This window comes from Kitasatospora sp. NPDC001603 (assembly GCF_040298365.1).
In the GTDB taxonomy this organism is placed as follows: Bacteria; Actinomycetota; Actinomycetes; order Streptomycetales; family Streptomycetaceae; genus Kitasatospora.
Map to the genome: position 1 here is coordinate 1 of NZ_JBEPAA010000075.1, position 11990 is coordinate 11990.

Here is an 11990-nt window from a genome sequence, read left to right on the forward strand (position 1 = left end):
CTTCGACCCGGTGCACGACGTGCACACCGGCGACCTCTCCTTCCCGCTCGGCTGCCGCCCCTACCTCGTCCCGCTCACCGCCGACACCCCGTCCCCGTTCGCCGCCCCCGCCGAGGACGGCGCCCCGCGCGGCGACGGCGGCGGGGACGGCACCGTGCACGTGGACCCGCAGGGCATCGGCGAGCGGCTGCTGCCGTTCCCGGTGATCGCCTCCAAGTACTCGGCGACCGACGCCGTGCGGGGCGGGCTGGTCTGGCTGCGCTGGCCGATCTCCGGCACCCTCGGGCAGACCTTCACCAACCCGGACGACACCTCCGGCCGCCCCTCGCTGGAGTACTTCAACCTGGCCCGGGGCACCCGCAGCACGCTGGCCGACAAGCTGGACGGCTACGCCGTCTCGGGCGACGGCGGCTCGGTCGCGGTCTACTCGGGCGGCACCCTGCGGATCGTCCCGGTCACCGCGCCGTCCGCCGGCACCACGGTGGACCTGCGGCGGATCACCCACACCGTGCGTCCGGCCGCCGAGTGGCGCCAGGCGTACCACGAGGCGGCCCGGATCGTCCGGGACCAGTTCTGGGACGCCGGGATGTCCGGGCTGGACTGGCCCGCGCTGGTCGCCCAGTACGAGCCGCTGCTGGAGCGGATCGCCGGGCCGGACGACTTCGCCGACCTGCTCCGCGAACTGCTCGGCGAGCTGGGCACCTCGCACGCGTACGTCACGCCGTCCCGGCGCGGCGAGGGGCCCTCACCGGTGCAGCAGCCGCTCGGCCTGCTCGGCGCCAACGCCCGCCACGCCGCCGACGGCCGCTGGCTGGTCGACCGCATCCTGCCCGGCGAGTCCTCCGACCCGCGTGCCCGGGCCCCGCTGGCCTCCCAGGGCGTCCGGGACGGCGACGAGCTGCTGGCGGTGGCCGGTCGCCCGGTGGACCGGGTGCGCGGTCCGGCCCCGCTGCTGGCCGGCACCGGCGGCACCAGCGTCGAACTGACCCTGCGCGGCCGGCAGGATCCGGACGGCCGGGGCACCGGGATCCGCCGGATCACCGTCACCCCGCTGACCGACGAGCGGCCCATCCGCTACCAGGACTGGGTGGCCAAGCGCCGCTCCCTGGTCCGGGAGTTCAGCGACGGCCGGTGCGGCTACCTGCACATCCCGGACCTCGGCGGCTCGGGCTGGGCCCAGTTCAACCGGGACCTCCGCCGGGAGCTGGACAAGCCCGCGCTGGTCCTGGACGTCCGCGGCAACGCCGGCGGCAACGTCTCCGAGCTGGTCCTGGAGAAGCTCACCCGGCCGGTGCTGGCCTGGGACTTCAGCCGGGGGCGCCAGCCGGTGCGCTGGCCGCGCAACGCGCCGCGCGGACCGATCGTGGCCCTGGCCGACGAGGCCACCAGCTCGGACGGCGACGTCATCATCGCCGCGATCAAGCTGCTGCGGCTCGGCCCGGTGGTCGGCAACCGCACCTGGGGCGGGGTGGTCGGCATGACCGGGCGGCACACGCTCGGCGACGGGACGCAGATCTCGGTGCCGAAGAACGCCTCCTGGTTCACCGGCGGGCTCGGCTGGTCGGTGGAGAACCACGGCGTGGAGCCGGACGTGCACGTGCTGCGCACCCCGCAGGACTGGGCCCGGGGGCAGCACCCCGAGCTGGTCACGGCCGTCCGGCTGGCGCTGGACCTGCTGGAGGACGCGCCGGCCGCCGTCCCGCCGCCGGACGACACCCCGCGGCCGAACCTGCGGCGGCCGCCGCTGCCGCCGCGCGGGCACTGACCGGGGCCCGGGAACGCCGTAGGGACGCGCCCGGCGGGCGCGTCCCTACGGCGCGTTGCGATCAGCGGTCGGCAGTCAGCAGTCGGCGATCAGCGGTCGGCGGTCGGCGGTCAGTCCCAGGGATCGCCCTCGGCCGTCATGTCCTCGCGGGCCCGCTCCTCGGCCTCCCGTTCGGTGACCCGGGGGGTCTGCCGGGCCTCGCCGACCCGGCGGGCCCGTTCGGTCTCGGCGCCGAACGCGTCGGCGGCCTCGTCGTGGGCGAGCGCGGCCCGCTGGGCGGGGTCCGTCATCGCGGTGGTGTCCTGTTCGTGGCTCCCGCCGAGTGAGGAGGACCTGGCCTCCCCGGCGGCGTCGTGCGCCTTGTGGCGGAACCTGTCGAAGATGCCCATGACTCCTCCTCCGGACGACTTCCGGGCTGCCCCCACTCTCACACCGGTGTCCGGCGGGCGCATCCGCTGGCGGGCCGCCCGGGCCCCGGCCCCCGGGAGCCCGCGTGCGGACGGCCCCCGGGGGATCACCGACCGTCGTCCTCCCGGGGGCCGCCGAGTCCGGCGGCTGGATCGGGCGGCTGGATCCGGTGGCTGGGTCCAGCGCCCGGGGATCAGCCGCTGACGCTGGCCGTGCCGGTCTCCAGGTGGCCGGTGAACCGCTGCGACCAGGAGCTGTCCGCGGTCACCGTGACGGTGAAGTCGTACCAGCCGTTGGTGTAGGCGACCACGTTGAAGAAGTCGCTCACGCTGCCGCCGGCCGGCACCTGGTACGTCCAGGGGCCGTCCGTGCGGTAGTTGTTCGAGGTGATGGTGAAGGTCAGCGCCGTGGTGCCGGTGTTGGCGAGCTTGACGTAGAGCGCCGGCTTCCCGGTACCCGGCTCGACCGCGTACGAGGCGGTGACCGCCGCGTTCTTGCCCGCCTTGGTGGCATCGCCCCTGAAGCGGCGCAGGAAGCGGTTGGGGCCGACCACCGAGAGGTCGTACGGGCCGCCGCCGAAGCCGGTGCCGCAGTTGAAGAAGTCGCTCTGGTTGCCGCCCGGGTCGACGGTGTACTGCCAGGGCCCGCCGCTGCGGTAGGCGTTGGCGTAGGCCGCGAAGTGCGCCGACTTCTGGGCGACCGCGCCCTCGTTGGCCATCTTCAGCCAGACCTTGATCGCCCCGGCGGAGCCGAACTCCAGGCGGTCCAGGTTGGCGTTCGGCTGGTACGGCAGGGCGCGGGCCGGGCGGGTGCCGGGCTCCTGGACGGGCAGCTTGTTGTCGACCGGCGCCGGGTTGGGCAGCGGTCCGCAGCTCGACATGCCGATCACCGCGTCGGTGTTGGGCAGGGCGGGCAGGCCGTAGACCGGGTTGGCGAAGTCGAAGGCGCTGGTGAGGTCGCCGCAGACCCGGCGGCGCCAGTCGGTGATGTTGGGGCAGGTGGCCGGCTTGCCGATGGCGGCCGTCCACTTCTCCAGGAAGCGCAGCACCGAGGTGTGGTCGAAGACCTCGGAGTTGACCCAGCCGCCGCGGGTCCAGGGCGAGATGGCGATCATCGGGACGCGGAAGCCGAGGCCGATGTTGGTCCCGCCGTAGAACTCGCCCGGGGTGCCGGCCGGCGCGGCGGGCGGCGGGACGTGGTCGAAGAAGCCGTCGTTCTCGTCGTAGTTGAGGAAGAGGACGGTGGAGTTGAAGACGTCCGGGGCGGCGGCCAGGGCGTCGATCACGTTGTGGACGAAGTGCGCGCCGTCCTGGGGGGTCGAGTAGGGGTGCTCGGAGGAGCCCTGGTCGGGGACGATCCAGGAGACCTGCGGGAGCGTGCCGTTCAGCGCGTCGGCCCTGAGCGCGGCGACGATGTCGTCCGGGGTCCGGCCGGTCGCCCTGGGGACGGAGCCCATGCCCTTGACCGCGAGCGGGCTGCCGGCCGGGGCGGAGCTGAACGCGGTGAAGTAGGCCAGGGCGTTGTCGCCGTAGTTGTCGGCCGCGTTCTGGTAGACCTTCCAGCTCACGCCGGCGCCCTCCAGCGCCTCGGCGTAGGTCTGCCAGCGCAGGCCCTTCTCGTCGCCGCCGTCGTTCGCCGGGCCGCCCGCCGCGCCGTCCGGGTCGATCTGACCGGACCAGTGGTAGGTGCGGTTGGGGCCGGTGGCGCTGAGGACGGAACAGAAGTAGGCGTCGCAGATGGTCCAGTTCTCGGCGAGCGCGTAGTGGAACGGGATGTCCTGGCGGGTGAGGTACCCGAGCGTGCGGACGTTGCCCTTGGCGGCGACCCAGGAGTCCATCCTGCCGCCGTTCCACGCCCGGTGCTGGTCGGACCAGCCATGAGCCAGGTCGCCGTTGCACTGGGCCAGGCGCTCGGGGTCGGCGCCGCCGGCCGGCTTGGTGGCGCTGAACTGCCACGGGTACTGCCGCCCGAGCCCGTTGGGCTGGTTGAAGACGCTGTACCCGTTGGCGATCTGGATCGCGCTGCGGTCGGCGAAGCCGCGCACGCCGCGCAGCATCCCGAAGTAGTGGTCGAAGCTGCGGTTCTCCTGCATCAGGATGACGATGTGCTTCGCGTCCGCGATGGTGCCGGTCTGCGACAGCGCCGCCGACGGCGCCGCGGCGGGCGCGCCCGGCGCCGCCCCCGCACCGGTGGTCCCGGCCACGGCCAGGCCTGCCGCGGCGGCTCCGGACAACGCGACGAACTTTCTACGACTCAGCTCGGCCATCAGCCCAGCCCGTCCCTTCACTGGTGATGTTGTGCACACAAGTTGGGGCTCGATCGCGCAGCATCCTCCCGCCGCCCGGACCGACCCACCAGAGGGCCGGGGCAGGGTTGGCGGACTGTTCGCCCGGTCGTCACCGAGCGACGCCGGTCTGAACGGCGGGCTCACCGCCCCGGGTCAGTCCTTCACCGTGATCCCCAGGGCCTGGGCGAACAGCGGTGCCAGTTCGAGGAGCTGCGGGGAGCTGATGACGGCGCCCTGCAGGCCCTGGTGGCCGTCGGGCAGGCCCAGCCGGACGGCGCCGCGAAGGTCCACCTTGGTCAGCTTGGCGCCGCGGAACCGGACCTCCTCCAGGGTGGAGCCCGGGAAGGAGACCTCGGTCAGCTTGGCGTCGCCGAAGTCCACGTCGCGCAGCAGGCAGTCCTCGAAGACGACGTCGCGCAGGACGGCGGCGCGCAGGTTGACCGCCTCCAGCTTGCAGCCGCGGAAGACCGTCCGGCGCAGCGCCGAACCGTGCGCGGCCACCCCCGCCAGCACCCCGCCGGTGACGGCGCTGTCCTGCCACTCGGTGTCGCTGAGGTCGCAGGCCACCCAGCGGCCGGCCTGGGCCCAGACCTCGTTGAAGCGGGCCCGGCGCAGCCTGACCCCGCTCAGCGCGACGCCGGTGAAGGCGCACTCCAGGAAGGTGGCGCCGCCGGCGGACTGGTCGGTGTACTCGCCGGCGTCGAAGTGGACGGTGTCGTAGCGCTCGTCGCTGCGCAGCGGGCCGGAGTGCGGGCGCAGCAGGTGGGCGTACGGCAGGTCGGCCAGGCGGTCGGGGACGGAGAGCGGCATGGCGGCGGTACCTCGCGGTCGGTGGACTGGTCCTCGTCGGCATGCTCGCACGCGGCACCGACAGGGCCCGGCCGCTCGGGGGGAGCGGCCGGGCCCTGTCGGCGGTTCACGCGGTCACGCGGTCACGCAGTCCGACCGGGGACCGGCCGAGGGGTCAGCCGCGGAGCCAGAGCGAGTTGACCCGGCTGCGCTCGGTGCTGTTCGGGTAGGGGTTGGTGCAGGAGGTGCCCGGGCCGCCGCCGGACATCAGCTCGCTGCACGGGCCCGAGTAGTGGTCCGGCAGGCCGAGCACGTGGCCGGTCTCGTGCGCGGTGACCCGGGTGGAGTTGTACTGACGGTTCTGGGCGTAGTCCAGGAAGATGTAGCCCTGGCCGTGCCCGTTGGTGCTGGCGTAGGACCCGCGCGAGTCGTTGCCCTCGTAGTAGCGGAAGTCGGCGTTGGTCCCGGAGCGCAGCTGCACGTTGGTGACCGAGCCGTTCCAGATCTGGGCGCTCTGCGATATCTGGTTGCGGAAGGTCGGCGCGCTGCTGGCGTCGTAGGTCACCACGACGGCCTTCAGGTACGGCGTGGCCGCCTGCTTGGCCAGCGCGGACTTCATCACGGCCTCGTAGAACGCCTGGTTGTTCGCGTCCTCGGCGGCCGAGCCGGCGTAGGCGGTGGAGGCCGTGTAGCCCTGGACCGCCGGGGCGGGCGCGGCGACGGCGGTGGTGGGCAGGGCGGCCAGGCCGGCGGCGAGCACCAGGCCGACGGCCGCGGAGAGCGTGCGGGAGATGCGGTTCATGTGGGGGCTCCTGTTCGCGGGTGCCGGGGCCGCTGGGGGTGGGCCACGGCGAACGGGTGAACGGGTGAACTGATGAACGGTGGGGCGGGTGGAGCGGGCGGAGCGGTGGGGCGGGCGGAGCGCTCCGCCGTGGGGCGGTGGAGCGGTCCGACGAGGTGGGGCGGGAGGGACCGGCGGGGCGCGGGGGCCCGCGGACCGGTCAGCGCGTGGTGGCGCTCAGACCGTTGCGCCACAGGGAGTTGACCCGGCTGCGCTCGGTGCTGTTCGGGTACGGGTTGGTGCAGGAGGGGCCCGGGCCGCCGCCGGACATCAGCTCGCTGCACGGGCCCGAGTAGTGGTCCGGCAGGCCGAGCACGTGGCCGGTCTCGTGCGCCGTGACCCGGGTGGAGTCGTACTCCTGGTTCTGGGTGTAGTCGAGGAAGATGTAGCCGGACCCGTGGCCGTCGGTGCTGGCGTACGAGCCGTTGCTCGGGTCGTCGCCCTCGTAGTACGAGAAGTCGGCGTTCGCGCCGGACTGGAGGCGGACGTTGGCGACCGAGCCGTTCCAGATCTGGGCGCTCCGGGATATCTCGGAGGCGAAGGACGGCGCGTTGCTCGCGTCGTAGGTCACCACGACGGCCTTCAGGTACGGCGTGGCCGCCTGCTTCGCCCGCGCGGACTTCATCACGGCCTCGTAGAACGCCTGGTTGTCGGCCTTCCCGGTGCCCGGGTGCGCCGAGGCGGCGGCGGTGTAGTGCTGGGCCGCGCCGGTCGCGGGGGCGGCGGTCGCGGTGCCGGGCAGGGCGGCGAGGCCGGCGGCGAGCGCCAGGCCCAGGGCAGCGGAGAACGTCCGCGGAATGCGGTGCATGTGGGGGCTCCGATGGTGGGGTGCGCCGCGGCCGGTGGGGGCCGGTCGCGGGCATCGGATGAATGCTTGCTGTCCCCAGAGCTTGGGTCAGCGCGGCCGCGCGGCGGATGATGTCAACCGGCGATAGCACCGGGCAATCACCCGCGGAGCCGGGGGCGTTCGGACGGACGACCTGTCATGTCCCTGGCGTCACACCGAATTGACCGTTATGCTCCCGACGTGGAGCTCGACGTGAGACACCTCCGGGTGCTGTGCGCGATTGCCGACAGCGGCAGCCTCCGCAAGGCTGCGCTCCAGCTCGGCATGACCCAGCCCTCCCTCACCACGCAGCTGCACCGCATCGAACGGGCCGTCGGCGGCACCCTGTTCACCCGCGAGCAGACCGGCAGCCGGCCCACCGCGCTCGGCCACTCGGTGCTGTCCCGGGCCCGGCCGGTGATCGCCGAGATGGCCGCGCTGGTCGCCGCCGCCCGCCAGGAGGCCCGTGAGGCCGCCAGCGGCGAGCGCGCCCGGCGGCTGCGGATCGGCAGCGTGGGCAGCAGGGCGGTGGCGGCCTGGCTGCGCCGGGTGCACGACCGGCTGCCGGAGACCGACACCACCATCCACATCGACATCTCCGCCAACGCCCTGCTGCGGATGGTCTCCGCCGACCAGTTGGACGTCGCCTTCGTGCACGAGAGCGAGGGCTTCCCGCTGAAGGTCCCGGCGGACACCGAGCACCGGGTCCTGATGGCCCGGGAGCCGCAGTTCGTCGCGCTCGCCGCGGGCCACCCGGCCGCCGCCCGGCCGGTGGTCCACCTGGCCGACCTCGCCGAGGACACCTGGATGGTCGACCCGACGGCCGACCACGAGTACGCCGCGATGCGCCGGGTCTTCAGCGAGGCCGGGCTCAACCCCCGCGTGGTGCAGGTGCGCGACAACGCGACCGCCGCCGAGCTGGTCGCCTCCGGCGAGGCCGTCCGCCCCTGCCAGCCGACCTCGGCCCCCGGGCCCGGCACCGTCGTCCGGCCGGTGCACGGCGACCCGCTGGCCGTCCGGCTGCTGCTCACCTGGCGGCCGCGGGCGCTCAGCCCGCCGGCCCTGGACGCGCTCTACGGGGAGCTGCGGGCCGCCTACCTGGACCTGGCCCGGGTCAGTCCGACCTACCTCGGCTGGCTGTCCCGGCACGGCCAGGCGCTCCAGCAGTTGGTCGGCCACTCCCACGGGCAGTCCACCGGCCACTCCACCGGCGGCCCGCACGGCGACTCCCCCGGGCACTCCCCCGGGCACCCGGCCGCGGCCGCCCCCGGCCGGCCGGAGCCTCAGGCCGCGCCGGCGGCGGCCCGGGCGTCGCTGCGCGCGTGCAGCACGACGCCCGCCGCCACCGTGGCCGCGGTCACCAGGCCCGCCACCAGGACGCCGGAGCCGCCCGCCGCCGTGCACGCCAGCACCGCCACCGAGGCGGCGGGCAGCATGGCCTGCTCCACCCCGCTCTTGGTGTGCCGCGAGTGCAGCAGCCAGACGGTGAACAGGTAGATCGCGGTGGGCACGGTCACCGTCGCGGTGGCGACCGTCTCCGAGACGTGCGCCTTGTGCACCGCCGACTCCACCGCGACCTCCAGGCCCGAGCCGATCGCCGCCGCCGAGCCGAACACCAGGTAGTGGCCGTAGCCCCAGGAGAAGGCCTGCCGGTTGGTGCGCAGGTGGTCGTGGACCGGCCGGGCGAAGTAGATCCACCAGGCCGAGAAGCAGATCAGCAGACCGCCGCCGGCCACCGGCAGCAGCCGGGTCAGCCCCTCGTGCTCGTCCACCGCCGACTGCACCGCCACGGTCGCCGCCGCCACCGTCTCGCCGAGCACGATCAGGGTGAACAGGCCGTACCGCTCCGCGATGTGGTGCGGGTGCCAGCTGGTCCGGAGCCGCAGTTCGGCGACCACCGGCACGGACAGCTCGGCCACGATGCCGATCGGGATCACGTACGCCCGGGCGTCGTGCGGCAGCAGCAGCATCACCGCCCAGGCGAGCTGGCAGAGCGTGATGCCGGCCGCGTAGCGCAGTGCCACCCCGCGGGCCTGCCCCTCCTCGCCGGCCGCCGCGCGCAGCCACTGGGTGACCATCGCCAGCCGCATCACCACGTAGCCGACGACCGACAGCACCAGGTCCTGCTCGGCGAACATCCGGGGCACCCCGGCGGCGAGGACCAGCACCCCGGCGATCTGGACCAGCGTGGTGACCCGGTAGGGGACGTCGTCGCAGTCGTAGGCGGAGGCGAACCAGGTGAAGTTCATCCAGGCCCACCAGATCGCGAAGAAGGCGAAGACGTACCCGCGCAGGCCGTCCCCGTAGTGGCCGGCGGCCAGGTCGTGGGCGAGCTCCCGACCGGCCTGGCCGACCGCGACCACGAAGCAGAGGTCGAAGAAGAGCTCCAGCGGGGTGGCGACCCGGTGCGGCTCGTTCCGGCTGCGCGGGACCATCCGGCGCACCGGACGCGGGTCGACGTGGTGCGGGCGGGGTGCTGCGGCGGGATCGCTGGTCATGGACGGGTCTCCGGGCTCCGGGGCGGGCGGGCTGTACCCGCCGCATCCTGGCAGCGGCCCGGGCCCGGCGCACGCACCGGCGCGGCCGCCCCGCGCCCGGCCGGAGCGCCCCACGCCCGCGCGGGAGAGCGCTCGGCCCCCCGGGCGCGCCACGTCGACCCGCGCCCGGTACGCCCGCACGCCGCTCCCGCACCGCGCCGCTCCGGGCGCCCCGGTCCGTTCTGCCCTGCCGTCAGCGAGAGTTGACGACGCGGTGCGCGAACCGGGTGACAGCACGACGGGTTTCCGGCGCGCCCCCGCCGGACGGCCCGGCCGCCCGGAGCTCCCCGCTAGATTTTCCTCGGCTGGAGGTGCGCGGGTCCGGACGGACCCCACGACACGGGTGCCTGCGGGCATCGCGGAAGGTCAAGACCGGTGGCAGGACAGCGGGGGCGGCAGAGCCGTTCCACCCGTGTCCGCGCCACCGGCCTCGTGATCACCGCGCTGCTCGCCAGCGCCCGCCGTGCCGTCGACGCCCGCCGTGCCGCCGGCGCCACCACCGCCGCGGTGGCGGCCGCTACTTCTCCCAGCCCACCGTGGTGTAGTCGACGCTCGCCAGGCCGAACGCGCCGTAGTTGGCCAGGCCCTTGCGGCTCGCGACGACCGTCGGCCGCTGGTACAGCTCGACGGTGTGGCCGAGCTCCCAGATCTTGGCGTCCGCCTGGTTGTACAGCTTCGCGGCCTCCACCGGGTCGATGGTGCCGGCCGCCTTCTTGAGCAGCCCGTCGATCTCGGGCGTGCCGAGCTTGGAGTAGTTGCCGAAGACGTTGTCGCCCTGCGGCAGGCGGAAGTTGCCGAGGCTGCTGGAGAGCGGGAACGAGTCGGTGTTGCGCCAGCTGGCGATGGAGAACTTGCCCGGGTTGACGTACTTGGTGAAGAAGTCGTTGCTCGGGACCTTGTCGAGCTCGACCTTCACACCCGCCGCCAGCCACATCGACTGGGCCGCGGTGGCCAGGTCGAGCTGGGCCTGCGGAGCGGCGTCGGTGAGCACCCAGTGCAGGGTCAGCGGCTGGCCGTCCTTGGTGCGCGGCTGCCCGCTGCCGGCCTCCTTCCAGCCCGCCTCGTCCAGCGCCTTCTTGGCGGCGGCCAGGTCGAACTTGGCCCACTCGCCCGAGTTGTCCTGGTAGCCGGCCTGGTTGGGCATGAAGATGTGGTTGCCCAGCGGCTTGAACTCCACCGGCACGCCGTTGTTGGCGATCTTGATCAGCGAGGGGCGGTCCAGTGCCTTGCCGAGCGCCTGGCGCACCTTCTGGTCCGCCAGCGGGCCGCCGCCGCCGAACGAGATGTGCACCTCGTCCCACGGGCTGGCGGTCCGGATCACCGCGTCCTTGGCGTCCTTGAGCTGCCCGTACGCGGTGGCGGTGCCCGCCGTGGCGAAGTCGATCTCGTTGTTCAGGAACGCCTGGGTGGTCGCCGACTGGGACATCACCCGGAAGGTGATCTTCTCGACCTTGGGCTTGTTCCCCCACCAGGCCGGGTCCGGGACCAGCGTGATGGTCTGCGCGGTCTTGTCCGCCGTACCGATCTTCAACGCGCCGGCGGTGATCGGGATCTTCTCGACCCAGCCCTTGTTGAAGTCGTCGGCCGTGCTGATCCCGGCTGCCGGGATCAGCGGGCGGAACAGGTTCTGCCAGTCCGCGTACGGCTCCGAGAAGCTCACCTTGACCTCGGAGGCGTCGGCGCCCTGCTCGATCCCGGAGATCAGCTCGTAGCCGGAGGAGTCGGCGATGTTGTAGCCGTCCTTCTTGCCCCCGCTGGCCTCCCAGTCCGCCTTGAAGTCCAGGTAGCCGAGCGGCTTGCCGTCCGACCACTTGGCCTTCGGGTTCAGCTTGTAGGTGACGACCTGCGGCGAGGTCGAGGTGACCTTGGCGTCCACCAGGTAGTCGGGGGCCGGCTTGAAGGTGCCGGTCTCGTCCGTGGTGAAGAGGTTCGGCTCCAGGGCCCGCATGATCTCGACCGCGTCCCCGTAGCGGCCGTCCACCTGGAACGGGTTCCACTGGGTGATCCACTGGTAGAGCGGGAACCGGACCTCCCCGCCGTCGCGCAGCTGGTCCGGCGACTTGGCGTTGACGTCGATCGCGCCCTGTCTCGGGGGCTCGCTCTTGGCCACCTTGTCGGCCGATCCGCCGCCGCCCGAACTGCACGCGGTGGCGGCCAGCGCGACGGCCAGGGCGAGCACGGCGGCCCGGCCGGCACGGCGTACGGGCGTGGTGGAAGCGTCCATGAGGGTTCCCCCCGGGTGAAATCCATCAGGTTGGTGAGGGTTGAGCGTCGCGAGGTGTGGCGAAGCTTGAGCGTGGGCAGCCAAGTCGGTGCCGGCGGAGCGAACGTAACAGCCGATCAGCACGAGTACCAGGGGGCGGAGTTCACACCTGATGCAAACGAAACGGGCGGCAACACTGCCGCAACGCCCCGGCCTTGAGCCGGTGCAACACTCCTGACCTGGACATTCCCCGACGGCTCCACCAGGGCCACCGACCGAAGGCCACCCACCGATGCCCACCCCACGCGTCGGCCCCGCCCCCACCCCGGGCGGC

Annotated in this window: 8 protein-coding genes and 1 pseudogene; 2 read left to right on the forward strand and 7 right to left on the reverse strand. The window is 73.4% G+C overall.

All coding sequences use genetic code 11. The features are described from left to right. The coding region (locus ABT263_RS31710) for a S41 family peptidase (RefSeq protein WP_352295619.1) at positions 1–1765 on the forward strand (1765 nt) is incomplete at its 5' end. A 110-nt stretch (positions 1766–1875) separates the two neighbouring features. Here the strand turns inward: ABT263_RS31710 and ABT263_RS31715 are convergent. The 5 genes from ABT263_RS31715 to snpA (ABT263_RS31735) form a co-directional block, all read right to left on the reverse strand. Further along, a complete protein-coding gene (locus tag ABT263_RS31715; RefSeq protein WP_329487770.1) occupies positions 1876–2154 on the reverse strand; it encodes a hypothetical protein in 279 nt (92 codons plus the stop codon). A 212-nt stretch (positions 2155–2366) separates the two neighbouring features. Then, entirely contained in the window at positions 2367–4439 is a 2073-nt protein-coding gene (locus tag ABT263_RS31720) for a phosphocholine-specific phospholipase C (protein ID WP_352295621.1), read from the reverse strand. Positions 4440–4613: 174 nt separating this feature from the next. Further along, positions 4614–5270: a pentapeptide repeat-containing protein gene (locus ABT263_RS31725; protein WP_352295623.1), complete on the reverse strand. Its 657-nt coding sequence runs from the start codon at positions 5268–5270 to the stop codon at positions 4614–4616. Positions 5271–5424: 154 nt separating this feature from the next. Further along, positions 5425–6051: a snapalysin gene (gene snpA / locus ABT263_RS31730; RefSeq protein ID WP_352295625.1), complete on the reverse strand. Its 627-nt coding sequence runs from the start codon at positions 6049–6051 to the stop codon at positions 5425–5427. Positions 6052–6250: 199 nt separating this feature from the next. After that, positions 6251–6898 carry a snapalysin gene (snpA, locus tag ABT263_RS31735; RefSeq protein WP_352295627.1) on the reverse strand — a complete coding sequence of 216 codons (648 nt, stop codon included), beginning with the start codon at positions 6896–6898 and terminating at the stop codon, positions 6251–6253. Between the two features lie 177 nt (positions 6899–7075). Between snpA (ABT263_RS31735) and ABT263_RS31740 the strand changes: the two are divergent. Further along, positions 7076–7948 (forward strand): annotated as a pseudogene (locus ABT263_RS31740) (LysR family transcriptional regulator); the annotation flags it as partial. Between the two features lie 251 nt (positions 7949–8199). On the opposite strand, the gene ABT263_RS31745 reads toward ABT263_RS31740, so the two are convergent. Together ABT263_RS31745 and ABT263_RS31750 are read right to left on the reverse strand one after the other, a co-directional pair. Continuing rightward, on the reverse strand, positions 8200–9414 hold the full coding sequence (locus ABT263_RS31745; RefSeq protein WP_352295629.1) for a low temperature requirement protein A: 1215 nt from the start codon (positions 9412–9414) through the stop codon (positions 8200–8202). Between the two features lie 556 nt (positions 9415–9970). Then, positions 9971–11677: an ABC transporter family substrate-binding protein gene (locus ABT263_RS31750; RefSeq protein WP_329487776.1), complete on the reverse strand. Its 1707-nt coding sequence runs from the start codon at positions 11675–11677 to the stop codon at positions 9971–9973. Between the last annotated feature and the right edge of the window lie 313 nt (positions 11678–11990).

What these genes read in the sequence shown, in the direction of transcription:
- ABT263_RS31720 (WP_352295621.1), bottom strand. Translation starts at nt 4,439, where the DNA reads ATGGCCGAGCTGAGTCGTAGAAAGTTCGTCGCGTTGTCCGGAGCCGCC.
- snpA (WP_352295625.1), bottom strand. Translation starts at nt 6,051, where the DNA reads ATGAACCGCATCTCCCGCACGCTCTCCGCGGCCGTCGGCCTGGTGCTC.
- ABT263_RS31725 (WP_352295623.1), bottom strand. Translation starts at nt 5,270, where the DNA reads ATGCCGCTCTCCGTCCCCGACCGCCTGGCCGACCTGCCGTACGCCCAC.
- ABT263_RS31745 (WP_352295629.1), bottom strand. Translation starts at nt 9,414, where the DNA reads ATGACCAGCGATCCCGCCGCAGCACCCCGCCCGCACCACGTCGACCCG.
- snpA (WP_352295627.1), bottom strand. Translation starts at nt 6,898, where the DNA reads ATGCACCGCATTCCGCGGACGTTCTCCGCTGCCCTGGGCCTGGCGCTC.
- ABT263_RS31715 (WP_329487770.1), bottom strand. Translation starts at nt 2,154, where the DNA reads ATGGGCATCTTCGACAGGTTCCGCCACAAGGCGCACGACGCCGCCGGG.
- ABT263_RS31750 (WP_329487776.1), bottom strand. Translation starts at nt 11,677, where the DNA reads ATGGACGCTTCCACCACGCCCGTACGCCGTGCCGGCCGGGCCGCCGTG.